Annotated in this window: 18 protein-coding genes; 9 read left to right on the top strand and 9 right to left on the bottom strand. The window is 65.1% G+C overall.

Annotation, left to right across the window (positions count from 1 at the left end):
* Positions 1-95: 95 nt before the first annotated feature.
* Positions 96-1307, bottom strand: coding sequence for a P-loop NTPase (locus QA609_RS17375; RefSeq protein WP_278303873.1), 1212 nt, complete (start codon positions 1305-1307; stop codon positions 96-98).
* A gap of 178 nt (positions 1308-1485) precedes the next feature.
* Here QA609_RS17375 and QA609_RS17370 point away from each other — a divergent pair, with 178 nt between their 5' ends.
* Entirely contained in the window at positions 1486-2154 is a 669-nt protein-coding gene (locus tag QA609_RS17370) for a helix-turn-helix domain-containing protein (protein WP_278303872.1), read from the top strand.
* A 45-nt stretch (positions 2155-2199) separates the two neighbouring features.
* Here QA609_RS17370 and QA609_RS17365 read toward each other — a convergent pair whose 3' ends face one another.
* The gene (locus tag QA609_RS17365; RefSeq protein WP_278303871.1) at positions 2200-2475 is read right to left on the bottom strand and encodes a PadR family transcriptional regulator; all 276 of its coding nucleotides are present in this window, start codon (positions 2473-2475) and stop codon (positions 2200-2202) included.
* Positions 2476-2729: 254 nt separating this feature from the next.
* Between QA609_RS17365 and QA609_RS17360 the strand changes: the two genes are divergently transcribed.
* Positions 2730-3884 (top strand): pyridoxal phosphate-dependent aminotransferase, encoded by a 1155-nt coding sequence (locus QA609_RS17360; protein ID WP_278303870.1) that lies wholly within the window; start codon positions 2730-2732, stop codon positions 3882-3884.
* A gap of 12 nt (positions 3885-3896) precedes the next feature.
* On the opposite strand, the gene QA609_RS17355 is transcribed toward QA609_RS17360, so the two are convergent.
* Positions 3897-4625: a glucose 1-dehydrogenase gene (locus tag QA609_RS17355; RefSeq protein ID WP_278303869.1), complete on the bottom strand. Its 729-nt coding sequence runs from the start codon at positions 4623-4625 to the stop codon at positions 3897-3899.
* Between the two features lie 347 nt (positions 4626-4972).
* Positions 4973-6478, bottom strand: coding sequence for a serine hydrolase domain-containing protein (locus tag QA609_RS17350; protein WP_278303868.1), 1506 nt, complete (start codon positions 6476-6478; stop codon positions 4973-4975).
* Positions 6479-6844: 366 nt separating this feature from the next.
* Here QA609_RS17350 and QA609_RS17345 point away from each other — a divergent pair, with 366 nt between their 5' ends.
* The 3 genes from QA609_RS17345 to QA609_RS17335 are packed head-to-tail and all read left to right on the top strand — an operon-like array spanning position 6845 to position 9425.
* Positions 6845-7726 carry a CPBP family intramembrane glutamic endopeptidase gene (locus QA609_RS17345; RefSeq protein ID WP_278303867.1) on the top strand — a complete coding sequence of 294 codons (882 nt, stop codon included), beginning with the start codon at positions 6845-6847 and terminating at the stop codon, positions 7724-7726.
* Complete coding sequence (locus tag QA609_RS17340; RefSeq protein ID WP_278303866.1) at positions 7716-8582, top strand: type II CAAX endopeptidase family protein; 867 nt, start codon at positions 7716-7718, stop codon at positions 8580-8582. The genes QA609_RS17345 and QA609_RS17340 overlap by 11 nt, the downstream gene beginning before the upstream one ends.
* Positions 8583-8585: 3 nt before the next feature.
* Positions 8586-9425, top strand: a complete 840-nt coding sequence (locus QA609_RS17335; RefSeq protein ID WP_278303865.1) for a CPBP family intramembrane glutamic endopeptidase — start codon at positions 8586-8588, stop codon at positions 9423-9425.
* Positions 9426-9641: 216 nt separating this feature from the next.
* On the opposite strand, the gene QA609_RS17330 is transcribed toward QA609_RS17335, so the two are convergent.
* Positions 9642-10112 (bottom strand): nucleoside deaminase, encoded by a 471-nt coding sequence (locus QA609_RS17330; RefSeq protein WP_278303864.1) that lies wholly within the window; start codon positions 10110-10112, stop codon positions 9642-9644.
* A 38-nt stretch (positions 10113-10150) separates the two neighbouring features.
* On the bottom strand, positions 10151-10570 hold the full coding sequence (locus QA609_RS17325; protein ID WP_278303863.1) for a VOC family protein: 420 nt from the start codon (positions 10568-10570) through the stop codon (positions 10151-10153).
* 289 nt (positions 10571-10859) lie between these two features.
* On the opposite strand from QA609_RS17325, the gene QA609_RS17320 reads away from it, so the two are divergent.
* The gene (locus QA609_RS17320) at positions 10860-11009 is read left to right on the top strand and encodes a hypothetical protein (RefSeq protein ID WP_005557342.1); all 150 of its coding nucleotides are present in this window, start codon (positions 10860-10862) and stop codon (positions 11007-11009) included.
* A gap of 53 nt (positions 11010-11062) precedes the next feature.
* On the opposite strand, the gene QA609_RS17315 is transcribed toward QA609_RS17320, so the two are convergent.
* Positions 11063-11488 carry a universal stress protein gene (locus QA609_RS17315; RefSeq protein WP_278303862.1) on the bottom strand — a complete coding sequence of 142 codons (426 nt, stop codon included), beginning with the start codon at positions 11486-11488 and terminating at the stop codon, positions 11063-11065.
* Positions 11489-11688: 200 nt separating this feature from the next.
* Between QA609_RS17315 and ric the strand changes: the two genes are divergently transcribed.
* From ric to QA609_RS17300, 3 genes are all read left to right on the top strand, one after another.
* Positions 11689-12399, top strand: a complete 711-nt coding sequence (ric, locus tag QA609_RS17310) for an iron-sulfur cluster repair di-iron protein (RefSeq protein WP_278303861.1) — start codon at positions 11689-11691, stop codon at positions 12397-12399.
* A 193-nt stretch (positions 12400-12592) separates the two neighbouring features.
* The gene (locus tag QA609_RS17305) at positions 12593-15826 is read left to right on the top strand and encodes a cbb3-type cytochrome c oxidase subunit I (protein ID WP_278303860.1); all 3234 of its coding nucleotides are present in this window, start codon (positions 12593-12595) and stop codon (positions 15824-15826) included.
* A gap of 38 nt (positions 15827-15864) precedes the next feature.
* Entirely contained in the window at positions 15865-16197 is a 333-nt protein-coding gene (locus QA609_RS17300) for a hypothetical protein (protein WP_278303859.1), read from the top strand.
* Positions 16198-16248: 51 nt separating this feature from the next.
* Here the strand turns inward: QA609_RS17300 and QA609_RS17295 are convergent, their stop codons facing one another.
* Both QA609_RS17295 and QA609_RS17290 read right to left on the bottom strand, forming a co-directional pair.
* Positions 16249-16401, bottom strand: coding sequence for a hypothetical protein (locus tag QA609_RS17295; RefSeq protein WP_278303858.1), 153 nt, complete (start codon positions 16399-16401; stop codon positions 16249-16251).
* Positions 16402-16521: 120 nt separating this feature from the next.
* On the bottom strand, positions 16522-16968 hold the full coding sequence (locus QA609_RS17290; RefSeq protein WP_278303857.1) for a molecular chaperone TorD family protein: 447 nt from the start codon (positions 16966-16968) through the stop codon (positions 16522-16524).
* Positions 16969-17181 lie beyond the last annotated feature (213 nt).

The following is a 17181-nucleotide window of genomic DNA, read 5'->3' as shown; positions in this document are numbered from 1 at the left end:
ACGGAACACCGTGCTACCACCGAGCTATGGTGGTTTTTAACGGGCGGTCGCTCGAGCCCGCTCGCGACGGGTATCAGCCTCGAAATTAGAGTCGGTTAGCGGCGGGTCAGCTCGAGCATCGCCCCGGTCGTTCCGATCTGCGTCCGCGCGATCGAGTCGAGGAGCTCCTCCGCATCCGAGCGGAGCGCGGCGCGGACCGACGTCGGATCCTCGACGACCGCTCGCACGCGGTCGCCGGCTGCCGCGGTCGCCAGCTCGTCGCTCAGCTGTCGAACCTGACACTCTCGAGGGAGCCCCCGAAGATCGAACGCGTCGTCCGGAACGGCGCCGAGAACCTCGTCGAGGAACGAGCCGACCGTTCCCGCGATCCCGTCGAACGCCTCGTAGTCGCGTCGACCGCCCGGGTTTCGCTGCAGGTCGCGATCGAACGGGAGCTCGTGGACGACCGGGACGTCGAGGTCGACGACGTCCTCGAACAGGGCGTTTCGCTCGCCACAACACTCACACTCGAAGCTGTTCATGTTGACGACCGCGGCGACGGACGTGACGCCCCGCTCCTCGAACAGCTCGATCGTCCGCCTCGTGTCGTCGACGCTGGCGTCGAACGGCGTCGTGACGAAGACGGCGCCGTCGACCGGCACGTGCTCGAGGGCCGCCCCTACGACGTCGTCGGAGCCCGCGGGCATGTCGATGATCATTACGTCGCGGTCCGTCCAGGCACCCTGGCCGAGCAGGTTCTCGACGGCACCGTACGCAATAGCGCCGCGACGCGCCGTCGGCGGATCGCCCCCGACGACGCCGGGGCTGAGCACCTCCAGTCCGTCCTCACCTTGGAGGGGGACCGGCTGGCCGACCTCGTTCGTGAGGACCGGCCCCTCGACGTCCTCGAGCAGGTGCGGGACGTTCGGGCCGTAGATGTCCGCGTCGAACAGTCCGACGTCGTACCCTCGGGCCGCGAGGGTTCGTGCGAGCGCGACCGAGACGGTCGTCTTGCCGACCCCGCCTTTCGCGCTCGCGACGGCGATCACGTACTCGACCGCGGGCAGTTCGACGTCCTTGTCCTCGTGTCGTGCCGGCAGGACCCGGACGCGTTCGGCCTCCGGTAACGCGAGCGCGGCCCCGCGGATCTGCTCGACGATCCGTTCGGCGAGGCTCTCGCCGAGACCGTCGATAGCGATCTCGACCGTAATCGTCCGATCTCGCCTGTCGAATCCTCGGACGATCCCCTTCGAGACCGGGTCGGTTCCGTCGGGCAGTTCGATCTCCTCGAACGGGTTCGATACCTGGGTTGGGTTCTCGGCTGTCATAGTGGTTCTCTCGGTGGCTCCTCGAGGGACGCCGCTCCGTGCTCCCTTCTCGGCGACGGGGTGGCAAACGCCCTCTCACACAGAGCTGTGGGTGTTTATAACGTCACCGACGGAGTACAACAGTGGCCGGAACACGCTTGCAGTTCGTTTTTATCCACGAGGGTTGCCACCAGTTCGCATGGGAAACGGCGTTCGAGTGGAGCTCCGGATCACCGCTCCCGAGAGCTGTCCGGTCGCCGACGCGTCGGCGGCAACCGGCGGGGTCGGGCGGTCGGTCGCCTGGTCGGCAGAACCGGAGTCGGAGCGCACCGTCGAGGAGTTCGTACTCGACCTCCCGGACGAGGACGCGGGCGTCGGATCCGACGAACTCTCGCTTCCGATCGAATCGGTGTTCGCCGACGCCTCGAGCGAAATCTACCGGTTCGAGCGGGACTGCCGACGGGACTGTCCCTGCGTGTCGATCGAACGGTTCGGCAGCCCGGTCGCCGACGTCGAGGCGCGCGAGGGGACGCTGTTCGTCACCTTCCACGTCGCCGAGATAGACGAGATCCGACCCATGCTCACGGAGCTTCGCTCCCGGTACGAAGGGCTGTCCGTCGAGCGAATCATTCGTTCGGAGACGACGGGACCCGATTCGACGCTCGTTCACGTCGATCGGGGCCGCCTCACCGACCGACAGGTCGAGGTGTTACAAACCGCACTCGAGATGGGGTACTTCCAGCGGCCACGAGACGCTACCGCGGGCGAAGTCGCGGACGCCCTCGACATCAACCGAGCGACGTTCGCGGAGCACCTCGCGTCGGCACAGCGGAAGCTCCTTCCGAGTATCGTCGGCACCCGCGACTGACGGGGTCCGTCCACGTCGGACCCGAGAGCCGCAGGAGCGACGACCCTACGAATCGGCGTACTGTTGTTCCCACTCCCGACGGTTGCGGATCGTCCGCTCGCCGTCGTCGGTGATCGCGTAGTAGTTCGTCCGTCGGTCGAGTTCGCCCTTCTCGACGAGCCCCTTGTTGACCAGGGTGTCGAGGTTCGGGTATAGCCGGCCGTGGTTGATCTCGGAGCTGTAGTACTGTTCGATCTCCGATTTGATGTCCTGGCCGGAGGGTTGGTCGGCGCCCGCGATCACGTACAGGAGGTCTCGCTGGAACCCGGTGAGGTCGTCCATCTCGTCGGAGAATTCAACGAATATGTATTTGATAGCTTTCCCGCCTCGAGTTGTATGTCCGCGGGCTATGAAAGTGATCGCGGACCGGGTTTGACCGGCGACGCGGAGACGGCGGACGTCCCGATCCGACGAGAACACTCCCCGTCGGAACGATCAGCGGCCGGGACTACACGACCGCGTTCTCTCGCGCGGCGGTCGACGCAGCGATTTCCGGCATCCAACTCCTTTTGCCGTCGATCTCTGTGGTATGGAGTATGCCGACACCAACGGACCGGGTTCGTCGAGCCGAGCGCTCGAGCATCCGCGTCATGTTCGATCTCGCGGAGCGACACGACGGCGACCTCGTTCGCCTCGAGGTCGGGGAACCCGACTTCGACACCCCCGAACACGTCATCGACGCCGCGGCCAGCGCCGCCCGGGAGGGGGAGACCCACTACACGTCCAACGCGGGCCTTCCCGAATGCCGGCGTGCGATCAGCGACACGCTCTCCGGCGAGTTCGGCGTCGAACATGGGCCCGACGAGATCGTCGTCACCACCGGCGGGATGGAGGCGCTCCACCTCGCGGTGCTGGCGACCGTCTCGCCCGGCGAGGAGGTCCTCGTCCCCGGACCGACCTGGCCGAACTACGAGACCCAGGCGCTGCTGGCCGACGGAACGTTTCGCGAGGTTCCGCTGTCGGCCGCGTCGGGGTTCGCCCTCGAGGCCGATCGCGTGATCGAGGCGATGAGCGACGATACCGCGGCGGTCGTACTCACGACGCCGTCGAACCCGACCGGTCGCGTGTTCGACCCCGAGGCCTGCCGGGCGGTCGTCGAGGCCGCCGCGGACCACGACGCCTACGTGATCGCCGACGAGGTGTACCTCGGACTGACCTACGACGGCGAGGCCGAGGGGATCGCGTCCTACACCGGCCACCCCGAGCACGTGCTGACGGTCGGCTCCTGCTCGAAGGCCTACGCGATGACCGGCTGGCGGCTGGGCTGGCTCGCGGGCGACGACCACCTGATCGACGAGGTCGTCAAGATCCACGAGTCGACGACGGCCTGCGCCTCGAGCGTCGCCCAGCACGCCGCGATCGCCGCGCTTACGGGACCACAGGAGCCCTTCGAGGAGATGTACGAGGCGTTTCACCGACGGCGGGATCTCGTCGTCGACCGCGTCGCCGAGATCGACGGCCTCTCATGTCCCCGACCTGAGGGGGCGTTCTACGCCTTCCTCGATCCGGGCATCGACGACGACAGCCTCTCGATCGCGAAGTACCTTCTTCGGGAGCACGGCGTCGTCCTCGCACCGGGGACCGGGTTCGGCGAGACGGCGCCCGGACGGCTGCGACTCTCCTTTGCGAACTCCGAGGACCGCCTCCACGAAGGGTTCGACCGTCTCGAGGCGGGGCTGCGGGAGTACTGAGGGGATCGAGAGTCAGGACATCAGCTCGCCGCCGTTGACGTTCAGGGTTTCGCCCGTGACGAACGTGGCGTCGCGGAGGTACGCGATCGCGTCGGCGATATCCACGGGTTTTCCGTACCGACCGACCGGAATCGCCGCCAGCTCCTCGCGTTTCTCCTCGGGCGTCCGATCGCTCGTCATGTCCGTCTCGACGTGGCCCGGTGCGACCGCGTTCACCCGAACCTCGGGCGCGAAGTCCCGCGCGTGACTGCGAGTGAGCGAGAGCAACGCCCCCTTCGAGGAGGCGTAGTGACACTCGATCCCCGCGCCGGTGTGGGCGAGGATCGAGGAGACGTTCGTCACCGAGGGGTCGTCCTCCGACGCCTGGAGGTGTGGTAACGCCGCCTTCGTAACGGCGAACGCCGAGTTGACGTTGACGTCCATGATCCGATCGAAGTCCGCGGGCTCGAGGTCTTCGGTCCGGACGTGCTGGTCGATCCCCGCGTTGTTGACGACGTGATCGATCCCGCCGAACGCGTCGGCAGCGGCATCGACCAGCCGGGCTGCAGCATCGGACTCCGAGACGTCGGCTCCGACGACGATCGCTTCCTGGCCCCGCTCGCGGATCTCATCGGCGACCCGGTCGGCGGCGTCCTCGCTCGAGCGGTAGTTGACGGCGACGTCGTAGCCGTCGTCGGCGAACCGAAGCGCGATTGCCTTCCCGATACCTCTGGACGATCCGGTGACGACTGTGGCTGGCACGTCTCGACCTGTCGGTCGGGGCGACTTGCCTGTTCCGACCGCGGCCGACGCTGCAGCCACTCTGGCGCGTTCGAGCGTCGCGCCTCGACGTTCGCTACAGTACACGAAAGCCACGTACGGGAGAACCGATACCGGGACAACGGCCATCTCGGTAGCTCGCTCGAACGCCGGAACCGTGTCGCCGGAAGTCGCGTCAGTACTGCTCTGTAGCCGCCCAAGAGAGGGACGACACGCCAAACGCGATGGCGAAAAACTGCCCGGGTTCGAGTGCTCGAAGAACTCCGGATCCCTATCCGAGGACGCTACGAGAGCTGCAGCCGCTGTTTCGTCGCTGGTATCGCTATCGGTCACGTCGGGTCATCCCTCTCCGTTCGCGGGAACAGAACCGTCACTAACAGGAGAGCGACGACTACCGACAGCGCCAGTCCAATCCACTCGGCGATCACCGGCAGGAAGAACGCGACGGCCTCCCGTCCGAGCGCCCACCAGAGTCCGAACGTGACGACCGCGAGGCCGCCGAGGACGGTCCGAGCGGTCCGGTCGCGGTTCGATAGCGGGGCGAACGTCCGCGTCCTCGTGACGACTCCATACCCGAGTCGGAGGGTGAGACCGGCCGCAACGCCGACGAGAATCCAGACCGGAAGGCGGATCCATCGCCTCGCGCGCGTCAGTGACACCGCGGGGAGGCCACGTCGATCCGTCCACGCCTCGACGACGTCGGCGATCAGCTGTACACTCCGTTCGCTGTTCGTGAGGACGACGATCCCGTCGCCGGTCCCGGGGACGGCGTGGAACCAGTGCCACGAGCCGGGACCCTGTCCGCCGTTCATCACCGCTCGCTCGCCCTGCGAGAGCGTTTCGACGAAGTGACCGAACCCCGCGCCGTCGCTTGCGAGGCTGTAGAATCCCGCCGTTCCGACGGTCGAAGCGTGCATCTCCGCGACGCGCTCCGGAGCGAGGACGCCTCGCCCCGCAGGTTCCCCGCTCGTCTCCGTGCCAGCGGCGACGAAGCGGGCGATATCTTCCACAGTCGCGTACAGTCCGCTGTGGGCACTGGCGGGACTCTGTGTCGCGGGTACCGGCGTTCCGTCCACGAAGTGCTCCGTGGCCAGTTCCGAGCGGAGTCGCTCAGTGGCGACGAAGGTGGCGTCGTCCATCCCGAGGGGATCGAGGATCGCGTCGTCCACGTACGCCGCGAAGTCACGACCCGTGACGTCCTCGACGAGGAGTTCCAGTAGTGCGTACCCGATATTCGAGTACCGGAACTCGCCGGGTTCGGCAGTCGGTCGCGCCGTCGGTCCGCCCGTGTTTCCGGACAGCGCCTCCCGGAGCGGCGGCGGGTCCTCGTCCAGTGGGACGCTTTCGTACCCGCCCGTCGGCATCCCGGCGCTGTGGTTGAGCAATCGCCGCACGGTCACGTCCGCCCACGAGTACTCGGTGTCCGGCCGCTCCCAGCTCGTGAGGTGCTGGCCCACTGGATCGTCGAGTGCGAGCTCTCCCTCCTCAACGAGCTTTACCACTCCCCATGCGGTTACCGTCTTCGTAATGGATTGGACCCGGAACGGGGTGTCCTCGGTCATCGGGTGCCCTTCCGCAGGGTCGGCGCTACCGTAGGCACCGCTCCAGGTTACCTCGCCGTCCTCGATCAGAGCGATCGATGCCCCCGGGACGCCGTATCGGTCGAGCAAGCCCGGAACGCGCTCGTCGAGATGTACTGAGAGCAATTCAGTCGATGAGCCATCTCTTCTGGCGGAGCCGAACTGTGTGGAGAGCCCTCCGGCTGCTCCGGTGAGGGGAGCGAAGAGCAACCGGCGGCGGGTAATCGGAGCTGCTTCCGAGCGATCCGACGGCATAGGAGTAGTTACGGGGACTGACCGAAAAACGTCGCCGTAGCTTGTAGCTGGAAAGACCTTCATAATATCGTAGATTTCGTCAGATATAATACTATAATGGCGATTTTCATCAATGAATGTGATGCCTGGATGGGATTTGTGCCATATTTCAGTATCTCAAGTCCCTGCTCGCCCGAAGGTATATGACTGCTGATCTGGGCTGGCTAGATAGCCGGCCGGATAAGCGTCTATGCGACGAAGCTGCCTGAATTTCTGTCCGAGTGCCAGCCAATCGGATGATACCAGAGGAAGTCGCTGTTGGCCCTCGAAGAGGAAGACGACGTTCACCCCGGCCGACGGTATCGAATCCAGCGAGGTGACAGGAAAATGAACGCAAGACTGCAAAAACTCGCCCGGTCACACCAGCTAACGCTCTTTCTCCTGCTAACACTCGGATTTTCGTGGGGGGTATACGGGATAGAGTTCGTTTCTGACAGTAGTTTACCGCCGATAGCTGTGTACGGTCCGATAATCGCCGCGGCGATCGTGACCTGGCTAACCGGTGGGAACGTACGACAGTGGGGAAGACAACTATTCATCTGGCGAACCAGCGGCCGCTGGTATCTGATCGTGCTGGTCGGGTTTCCCGTCGTCTTGGTCGGCGGATCGACGGCCATATACGTCGCTCTAACCGGCGACACCGACGGACTTGCTCCAGGAGTCCTCCCGGAGCGAATGTGGATCGTTCTGCTCTTCCTCGCATATCAGATCTTGACTGCGGGCCTCGGAGAGGAACTCGGCTGGCGCGGATTTGCCCTCCCTCGGCTTCAAGACCGGTACAACGCGTTGCTAGCCAGCCTCATCATCGGCGTTTTCTGGGCGCTCTGGCACTTTCCGCTCTTTTTTCAGCCCGACTCCTTTCAAGCGCAGATGGGTCCGATCATCTATCTGATGGACGGATTGACACTATCGATCCTGTTCACCTGGGTCTACAACAGCACCGGTGGAAGCGTGCTGATGGCGGCGCTGTTACACGGCGTCTATAACACGACATTGGTGCTCTACCCGTACGAAGGGGAACTCGACATTGCCGAATTTCCGTACCTCCTCGGAGTGTCGAGAACCGTCCTACTGCTGGTTATCGCAGTGCTCATCCTGGCCGTCTATGGCCGAGATCTGACGAGCAAAGAATCGATCCCCGGCAGGGAGCACGCGGGCGGCGTCCCGGTAGATCGGCCGCATAATGGAGGCACCGTCCATGAAGACTGATCTGCAAGCGTTCACTCGATCCCACCAGGTTACACTCTTTTTTCTTCTCACGATCGCGTTCACGTGGACGATCCACGGTCTCGAATTTGTCGCCGGTCTCCCAATCCCGTTTGGAGTGTTAGGACCGGGAGTCGCTGCGGCATTCCTCACGTGGGTGACCGGTGGAAGCCTCCGGCAGTGGGCAGGCCAGGTGCTCATCTGGCGGGCCGGCCTGCGCTGGTACCTGATCGCAATCGTCGGACTTCCTGTCGTCCTCGTCGCCAGTTCAACGGTGCTGTACGTGATTCTGACCGGCGACCCGCCACGGCTGGAACTGCTTCCTAGAAGAACGGGATTGATCGTCGGCTACTTTTTCTTCCAACTCTTCCTCATGGGTGGGCTCGAAGAGTTCGGCTGGCGCGGGTTTGCGCTGCCACGACTCCAAGAACGATATACCGCTCTCATTGCAAGCGTCGTGATCGGTGTCGTATGGGCGGTCTGGCACGCGCCACTGTTTTTCGTTCCGGGTACCTTCTACTCGCAAGTACCACCGGCGTTGTATCTCTTACAGACTATCGGACTTTCGGTAATGATCACGTGGGTGTACAACAGTACTGGCGGCAGCATTTTGCTGGCGATGATGTTCCACGCTGCCAGCAACGTGAGCATGCTGCTCTACCCATATGAAATCGATATACAGGTAGTCGAAACGCCACTCGCGGTAGACGTGTCGATGACGATCGTCTATCTCGTCGTCGCAGCTTTGCTCGTGGTCGTCTACGGTGGCAGGAAGCTTTCGACCCGCGAGACGATTCCCGGCACGGAGCACGTGGGAGGCGTTCCAGCAAACCAGCTCAATACCTCCGAGACAGAGTAACCGATGCGCATCACTGAACGACTCGCTACAATCGCACCGAACCCGACGAATCCCTATTTTTTCGTTGTCATCTATCTCGGTTGGGCGTGGATTTTCTGGGGATTCATTATCCTGTCCGGAGAGAGCGTCTGGACGTTTCCGAACGTGATGTTGTTCTATGTTGGTGGACTCAGTCCAACAGTGGGTGGAATCGTACTGACCCACCGGGTAGGGGGATGGTCAGGACTGCGAGATCTCTGGGACCGGACCGTCAACACGCGTCGAATCGGCCCCAGGTGGTACCTGATCTGCATTTTCCTCCAACCCGCGATCACGGTCGTCGCGGCAGGTCTCGTACTACTCCTCGGCGCGTCGGATCAGCCATTGAACCCCTCGATAGCCGTGGAATCACTGGCCCTGCTCCTGACGTTTACGCTACTTGCAGGAGTGGTCGAAGAGATCGGATTGTCCGGCTACTTCGTCCATCGACTACTCGAGTTCCGGGGCGTCGTCGCGGTCGGCGTGATCACTGGAGTCGTATGGGCGACCTGGCACGTACCACTGTGGCTGATGGAGGACTACTACGGCGCGGCCACGATCGATCCGGATCCGTTCTACTTCTTTGGCGGAATGGTGTTTGTGCAGATCATCTACGCGTGGATCTACCACAACACAGCCAAAAGCGTTCTCGCAGCGATCATCTTTCACACGATGGTGAACGCCACCGGAGAGCTTCTCGGACCCGCTGACGTGGTAGAACGGTACGTCTTCTTCCTCACGGTCGTTCTCTGTTTGCTGATACTGATCGACGAACAGTGGATCACCGTCTCGGATATCCGGAACGAGATCAGGTACAGGAGGTAGTCCCCGTGGCTCTCGGACGAGAGCCAACATCCCATCGATATCGTGCGGGGTTCAGTAGGTTCACATCCCCACACTGGCATTAGTATCTAATACAAGAATCTTAGATATGTTTGTAAGAATAGAGTATTAGATGAGGTCTTGAGGAGTCAGCGGAGAGCGATCGAGCTACAGATCGCAGAACGTCGAGATGGTCGAGGGTTCGACCGAAGTCACTCGTCAGTCTCCCGTCGTTCCCCAGTCGAAGTTCTCGTGAATCCGTCGGCCCTCCTCGTTCAGCACGGGACCGACGACGTCGGTGACTTCCTCGAGGACCGTCGCCGCGCGAACCGGCGGCTCGTGACCGGTGAACTCGCCGATCTCGTCGCCGCCGACGCTGTAGACGACCCGATCGAACCCCGCACGGATCATCCCACCGGCACACATCGGACACGGCTCCGTGCTGGTGTACATCACCGTCTCGGCTCGCTCCTCGGGCTCGAGCTCCCGGCACGCTCGGTAGGCGAGGTGGAGTTCGGGGTGGCGTCGAACGTCGTCCTCGGTCACCACGCGGTTCGACTCGGACATGACGACTTCATCGTCGCGGACGAGGACGCTGCCGAACGGTCGATCCCCTCGAGTAGCGGCCTCGCGTGCGAGTTCGAGCGCGTCGTGCATGTGAGCGTCGTGGTCGAAGTCGTCGGTATCCATGGAGTCGCGTTCGCGCGGCGACGGCAAAAGGGATCGGCCTACTCGCTCGAGTCGTCCTCGAGGTACTCGATGAGTTCGATCCGTACGTCGCCGGGCGCGACGAAGAAGGCGATCCGCTTGTCGCCGTACACTGCGGGCTCCATGACGATCTCGACGCCGTCGTCGGCGAGCTGTGCGAACGTCTCCTCGATGCCGTCCTCGACGACGTAGCCGAAGTGAAGGAAGCCGAGCGGCTGCTCCTCGACGAGTCCCGCGGCCTCGTAGGGCGCCCGATCGAAGAGGTAGACGCGCTTGTCGGCGATGCCGAGAACGACCGCGTCGACGGCGAACTGGTCGTCCGACTCCGTGGCTCGGCGGCGCTCGAGGACCTCTGCGTCCAGGTGCTCGCGGTAGAACTCCGCGGCGGGCTCCGGCTCCTCGACCTTGATCGCGACGTGGAAGAACGACTCGGGTTCCATGAGTGCTACTGTTCCGGCTTCCAGATTAAGTTACTGGCGGACGGTTCGTCACATCCCCATCCGGGCCGAAAGATGGGTTTCGACGGTCGGGACTCACCCGTGCTCGGGCGACCGATTCGGCTGACGTTGCGTCGATAGCTCTGCCGACGCGTACCGGGACGGTGCCTCGACGCGAGGACGGCTCGATCGCGAATCGGAGGGGCGCTGTTGTCACTGCCGTAGCGGCAGCCTCGCCACTACGGTCGCCTTCTCGGTCGGCTTAACATAATCAAGGCCATCGGAATCGGTAATGACGACGGATACTCGATCGAAGACGGCCGCGGTCTGTGAAAACTGTGGAAAGGCGGTCGCCGCCCGGCTCTCAGAGGACGGGGAGATCCGCCCCATCGGATCGCGTCGCGGCTGTTCCTGCGGTGGGACCTCGTTTCGAACGCTGTAGGCTCTCCTCCAGCGCCCGGACTCGAGATCCGCCGTCGTCGCGTTCGCAACCGGTTAGCGAACAACGATGACCGGTGTCGGCGAGCGACGGACGACGGTCTCGGCAACGCTGCCAAGCAGAACGCGGGAGACGCCCTCTCGACCGTGGCTGCCGATGACGATGGAATCGTACTCGCCGTCGACCGCCTGGCCGACGATGACGTGGTTCGGTTCGCCGATGATCATCTCGGTCTCGATCTCACGGTCGCGCGCCGACGCCGTTTCGCTGGCCTCGTCGAGGAACTCTCGTCCCCGCTGTTTGGCCTTTTCGGCGTTTGGAACCCTGTCTTCCGGTTCCTCGAACGACGCCCAGTAGCCTCTGGGTGCCGGAACGACGTACAGCGCGGTGATCTCGGCGTCCGGGAACGTGTCGAGGGCGTACTCGAGTGCCTGTTCGGACGGTTCCGAGCCGTCGTACGCGAGGAGGATGCGTTCGGTCATACGCGAGAGTACGTCGGCGACAGACATAACAAGGGTTGATCAGCCTCAGTTGCTGGGATTTGACCCAAAGAACGATACCGGTCGAACGAGGATCGGGGCCGACGATCCGATCGCAACCTGGGCGAACGTATTCGGGAGAAACGGCTTCGACGAACGGCCGGTCGTTCCACGTACAGCGCGGACGAACGGATCCCACCACTATGACCACAACCACAACGATCGACCCCGAAACCTCGCTCGGACGGCTCGTCGGCGACCACCCGGAGTTCGCGGCCGTCTTCGAATCGCTCGGCATCGACTACTGCTGTGGCGGCGATACCTCGCTACGACGGGCCTGTACTGAAAACGACCTCGAGCTGGACACCGTCGTCGAGCGCCTGGCGACGACCGACTCGACCGACGAACTCGCCCCGGCGGAGGCCTCGATCACGGAACTCGTCGACGACGTCGTCGAAACGCACCACGACTACCTGCGTGCCGAACTCCCCTCCCTCGAGCGGACCGTCCGGAAGGTGGCCCGCGTCCACGGCGATACCCACCCCGAACTCGAGGCGATCGAGGCGACGTTTCTCGAGCTTCAGGAGGAGGTCACGCACCACATCGCCGACGAAGAGGAGACCGTCTTCCCCGAGATCCGGAAACTCGAGAACGGCGCGCCGCCGACCGCTCCGGAGGAAGCACGGATCCGCGAGGCGATCGCCCACCTCGAGGAGGAACACGACGACGCGGCCGCCCACCTCGAGGAGATACGAACCCTGAGCGACGGCTACGCCGTCCCGTCGGACGCCTGCACGAGCTACCGGAACATGCTCGATCGCCTGCAGCTCCTCGAGGCTGACATGCACCGACACGTCCACAAGGAGAACAACGTGTTGTTCCCGAGGGCCGAACGGGCGCTCGAGAGCTGTTGAAGCGGGAAATATTCGATTCCGGGGACGTCCACGATCCGTCGGCACGAACCCGAATCTCCGATAGCGATCCGTCCGAGCACGAATCCGGATCCGGATCCTGACGGGGCGCTTTCGACGGGGATCAGCGACTGACAGCCGCACAAATATACAACTGACTCGAACACGACGACACAGGCGGATGGTCACATAGCACATGGAGCTCGCGAACGCGTTACTGACCGGCACGAGGGGAATAGATCGACTAGAGTCGGTAGCCGACCGCCTCGAGGACGGAACGGACGCCGTCGCCACCGCCTCGGCGCAGGCCCGCCGAGCCGTCAGCGGGCGGGCCGCTGCCGCCGTCGATCGGGGTGCGGACGGACGCCGCGGTCGGTCCGACCCAGACGAAACGCTTCGCGAGCGCGTCCTCGAGCGCGTCGCCGACGAGGCGTGCAGCCGCGTCGTCGGTCGCTCCGCCGAGGAGCTGCGCGAACAGGCGGAGACGGACCGAGACGCGACCCTCGACCGGGCGCTCGAGGCGTTCCTGCGTCGGTACCGACTCGACGCGACGCGGCTCGACGACCAGACGCTGGCGGCGATCCGCGATCGGGTCGCGCCCGAGGCCGACCTCGACCCAGAGGAGCTGCTCGAGCGCATCGCCGACGCGGACGGCTCCGCGTCGGAGTCGAACTCGGGAACGGAGCCGACCGATCCCGCGGCTGCCGTCGCCGACGCCTACGGGACGTTCTGCGAGACGCTGGAGCTCGAGACGGATCGGTCGCCGAATCGAGTTCTCGAGGACGTCCTAGATCGGGACGCCGTCGAGGTCGCCCGGGCGCTCGAGCGGGGGCTCGAGGCGTCGCGGGCCGTGTCGGAGCAAACGGCCGAGCGACGGGGTGCGGACGCCGAGCCTCCGACTCCGCCGCAGCCGAGCCTCGCGGCGGATGCCGCCGGCGACGATCCGGACGCGACCGCTGGTTCCGCCTCGGTGGCGACCGCGGCGGCGCTGGCGGCGACGACGCTCCTATCGGACGACCTTGGGGATGGGCAGGCGCTGACCCAGCTGTTGCCGATGTTGGCCTCGGTGGGAGCGAGCGGTGACCGGTTCGGCGACGGCGTCCTCGGGTGGCGACTCCTCGAGCTGTTTTCGGGGTCGCTGACGACCGCCGACGCCGGCGGGATCGACCTCGGGTCGCTTCGCTCGAGGTCGGCGGGATCGAAGGCGCTGATCGCGCTATTCGTCGCGAACCTCGTCGCGATGAGTATCGGGGCGTGGGTCTCCCGGGAGAAGGCGCCGCCGATCCCCGAGGAGATCCGCGACCCCGACGGTGAGGCGATCGTCACGGCCGACCAGATACGGCTGGGGAAGAAGGCGTTCCAGGCCAACGGCCTGATGAACCACGGCTCGATCCTGGGCAACGGCTCGTACTTCGGGGTCGATCTGACCGCGGACGCTCTGGAGCTCAAAGCCGAGTACGTCCGCGAGTACTACGCCCACGAGCGGGGCGTCGACGCCGTCGAGGAGCTCGAGCCCGACGAGCGGGCGGGCGTCGTAGAGCAGGCCGAGCGGGAGTTCGACACCGACGCGCCCGAGGGGCCGTTCGCGAGCTACTCGGCCGCGGAGGCCTACGCCCACCGCCGCATCCGCGAGGAGTACGTCGAGCGCTACTACGAGGGCGACCCCGGTCGGGGCGTCCCGGCGGAGTTCGTCAACTCGGCCGACGAGGCCGAACGGATCGCCGACTTCGCCTGTTGGACGGCGTGGATGGCCCACACCGACCGACCCGGCTCCGATCACTCCTACACGAACGACTGGCCCTACGTCCCGGGCACCGGGAACCGCCCGACCGGGCAGGTGCTCGTCTGGAGCACGATCAGCCTCGTCCTGCTCATCGCGGGCGGCGGCGCGGGCGCCTGGGCCTACCACGCCTTCGACTTCGCCGAGCCGGCGACCGAGGTCGTCGACATCCCCTCGCCGGACGACGTGTCGATCACGCCGACTCAGTACGCCGCGGCGTGGTACGTCCCCGTCGCCGGCGCGCTGTTCGTCGCCCAGACGCTCGTCGGCGCGTTGCTGGCTCACTACTACGTCGAGCGGACCGGATTCTACGGCATCGGCGACGCGCTGGGAATGGACATCGTCTCCCTGTTGCCGTTCTCGGTCGGTCGTACCTGGCACATCAACCTCGCGATCCTCTGGATCACGGCGCTGTGGCTCGCGGGCGGACTCTTCCTCCCCGGGCTGTTCACGGACAGCGATCCGCCCCTGCAGGCCGCGGCCACGGCCGGGCTGCTCGGCGTCCTCGTCGCGACGACCGTCGGCGCGTTCGCGGGCGTCTGGCTCAGCTCGCAGGGAGCGTTCGCCTCGCCCGACGAGGGCGAGCTCTGGTGGTGGCTCGGCTCCGAGGGCCTGGAGTACCTCGAGGTCGGCCGACTCTGGAAGGTGCTGTTGCTCGTCGGCTTCGGTAGCTGGACGGGGCTCGTGTTGCGAAGCGTCCGCCGGATGGACGAACCCCCGACGGGGCTCGGCCACTTCATGACCTACGCGGGCGGCTCGATCGCGCTGATGTTCGCCGCGAGCATGCTCTACACGCCCGAAACCAACATCGCCGTCACGGAGTTCTGGCGGTGGTGGGTCGTCCACATGTGGGTCGAGGGCGTCTTCGAGTTCTTCGTCACGGCCGTCGTCTCGGTCGCGCTGGTCTCGATGGAGCTTCTGGACAAGGGCGACGCCGAGAAGGCGATCCTCTTCGAGGTGTTCGCGATCATGGGGGCGGGGATCGTCGGCGTCTCCCACCACTACTGGTGGGTCGGCCTCCCCGACATCTGGGTGCCGATCGGGACGACGTTCTCGACGCTCGAGTTCGTCCCGCTACTCTTTATCCTCTACCAGAGCTTCGGCGAGTACAGCGCGCTGAAAGCCCAGGGTGAGTCGTTCCCCTACACGCTGCCGCTGCTCTTCATCATCGGGTCGAGCGTCTGGAACTTCGTCGGCGGCGGGGTGCTCGGCTTCTTCATCAACCTCCCGGTGATCAACTACTACGAGCACGGCACCTACCTGACCGTCGCCCACGGCCACGCGGCTACCTTCGGCGCGTTCGGCCTGCTCGCGCTCGGACTCGGCACCTACGTCATGCGGGTCGTCACCCCCGAGGAAGCGTGGGAACCCACCTGGTTCCGCGGGGCGTTCTGGCTGACGAACGTCGGACTGGCGGTGATGACTATCGCGTCGCTGCTGCCGCTTGGCTTCCTGCAGCTCCAGACCTCCTACCAGGACGGCTACGCCGCGGCCCGCAGCCTCGAGTTCTACGAACAGGACCACATCCAGACGCTACTGTGGGCCAGAACCCTCGGCGACACGCCGATGATCCTCGGTGCGCTGGCCTTCACCGTCGGCGCGGTCCGACACCTCCTCGCCGCGCGGCGCGAGCACCGCGCAACCGGCTAACTGCTTCCGACTCCTCTTTTGGACACGGTCGCGTCACAGTGTGTGAGAGCGATCGGCACAGCGTCGACGCGAACGAGGACGTGGGAATCGCGGATGCGACGACGCTGCACTGGACGCTCGTTCTCGGCGGGTTCTTTCCGCTGACGATCGTCGGGTACGCCCTCAAATTCTTCCCCGTCACCGGGGCGCGGGTTCCCGGCGCGAACGAGCGGGGCGTCGCGGCGACGATCACCCTGCTGGCCGTCGGCGCCGCGGTTCAGGGAGTCGGCGTCGGCGGCCAGCTCGGAGCCGTCCGAACCGTCGGAATCGGGCTCTCGCTGGCCGGCGCGCTCGGCTACCTCTACCTCGTGGGCGGACGGTTCGCGAACTGAGCCGGAGTCCTCGCGACACTGGGAGCCGCTGCGGTCCGCGAGTGGCGGGAGTCACCGCTCGCGGACGAAGTCCCGCTCCGAGACGTTCCGCCCGCAGAAGACACACCCCGTCCCGAGCAGCTGTTTCTGGACCAGCGCGTCGACGACGACCCGCTCGCTGCAGTGCGAACACGCGAACTCGTACCGAGAGCTGTTAGCGCCCATCCTTTCGAATAGAACGATGATAACGAAACGCATGTTTGGGGGACCACAGTACGGTGGGAAACGTCCCCCGACCGGCGTTCGAAGCACTGCGGCGCGAAAGTGGGCGCCCTACTGTGATCGCTACTCGAGCGACACGTCGTCGCCTGGCGTACCTGACTGTAGCCCCCACGTCGCCTCGTCGAGTCCCGCAGCGTCGGCGCCGCAGCCGCCACAGCCCCGTCCGACGTCGCCGAAGGCGTCCTCGCTCCACTCCGTCACCTCGGGGCCGTCGGGGGCCCACTCCGGCTCCAGGGAGCGGGTCTCGAGTTCGTCCTCGACGAGAGCCGCGAGCAGGTCGGCAAGCGAAGCGTAGAACCCGTCGTCGCGCGTGCTGACCTCGTTCGCGAATCGCCAGAACCACCGTCCGAGGTGGTCCTCGAGGAACGAGCCGCGGGCGTCGACGACGGTCGCGACACCCTGGTCGTCGCCGCGCCGTCGGAGCCGCGCCTCCCGGAGACAGCAGTGCCCGAGAAACTCCGTCAGGTAACAGAGGTGGTCGCCGCGGTACGGCATCGCCTCGCCGAACATCTCGCGTCGGCCCAGCGGAAACTGCTGCCGGATATCGTGGGGAGACGGGAGTAGGCGTGCGATCGGTCGAACGACGGGCAGACGAGAGCTGACTCGTCACCGTCTCGCCGACGGCCAATCGGTCGCCGTACCTCGGACGGATCGCGACGGTTGCATCGCGTTCCCAACCTTCGGGGATCACAACTGATTATTACCCTACCGAGAATCAGACTC

This window comes from Natronococcus sp. A-GB7 (genome assembly GCF_029688865.1).
Classification (GTDB): domain Archaea; phylum Halobacteriota; class Halobacteria; order Halobacteriales; family Natrialbaceae; genus Natronococcus.
Note: the sequence above shows the minus strand (reverse complement) of the source record. Positions and strands in the feature narration are given on the sequence as shown.

Coding starts and splice junctions, on each gene's coding strand:
- QA609_RS17305 (WP_278303860.1), top strand. CDS start 12,593: ATGGAGCTCGCGAACGCGTTACTGACCGGCACGAGGGGAATAGATCGA.
- QA609_RS17340 (WP_278303866.1), top strand. CDS start 7,716: ATGAAGACTGATCTGCAAGCGTTCACTCGATCCCACCAGGTTACACTC.
- QA609_RS17290 (WP_278303857.1), bottom strand. CDS start 16,968: ATGTTCGGCGAGGCGATGCCGTACCGCGGCGACCACCTCTGTTACCTG.
- QA609_RS17370 (WP_278303872.1), top strand. CDS start 1,486: ATGGGAAACGGCGTTCGAGTGGAGCTCCGGATCACCGCTCCCGAGAGC.
- ric (WP_278303861.1), top strand. CDS start 11,689: ATGACCACAACCACAACGATCGACCCCGAAACCTCGCTCGGACGGCTC.
- QA609_RS17345 (WP_278303867.1), top strand. CDS start 6,845: ATGAACGCAAGACTGCAAAAACTCGCCCGGTCACACCAGCTAACGCTC.
- QA609_RS17295 (WP_278303858.1), bottom strand. CDS start 16,401: ATGGGCGCTAACAGCTCTCGGTACGAGTTCGCGTGTTCGCACTGCAGC.
- QA609_RS17375 (WP_278303873.1), bottom strand. CDS start 1,307: ATGACAGCCGAGAACCCAACCCAGGTATCGAACCCGTTCGAGGAGATC.
- QA609_RS17330 (WP_278303864.1), bottom strand. CDS start 10,112: ATGGATACCGACGACTTCGACCACGACGCTCACATGCACGACGCGCTC.
- QA609_RS17325 (WP_278303863.1), bottom strand. CDS start 10,570: ATGGAACCCGAGTCGTTCTTCCACGTCGCGATCAAGGTCGAGGAGCCG.
- QA609_RS17360 (WP_278303870.1), top strand. CDS start 2,730: ATGCCGACACCAACGGACCGGGTTCGTCGAGCCGAGCGCTCGAGCATC.
- QA609_RS17365 (WP_278303871.1), bottom strand. CDS start 2,475: ATGGACGACCTCACCGGGTTCCAGCGAGACCTCCTGTACGTGATCGCG.
- QA609_RS17350 (WP_278303868.1), bottom strand. CDS start 6,478: ATGCCGTCGGATCGCTCGGAAGCAGCTCCGATTACCCGCCGCCGGTTG.
- QA609_RS17320 (WP_005557342.1), top strand. CDS start 10,860: ATGACGACGGATACTCGATCGAAGACGGCCGCGGTCTGTGAAAACTGT.
- QA609_RS17315 (WP_278303862.1), bottom strand. CDS start 11,488: ATGACCGAACGCATCCTCCTCGCGTACGACGGCTCGGAACCGTCCGAA.
- QA609_RS17335 (WP_278303865.1), top strand. CDS start 8,586: ATGCGCATCACTGAACGACTCGCTACAATCGCACCGAACCCGACGAAT.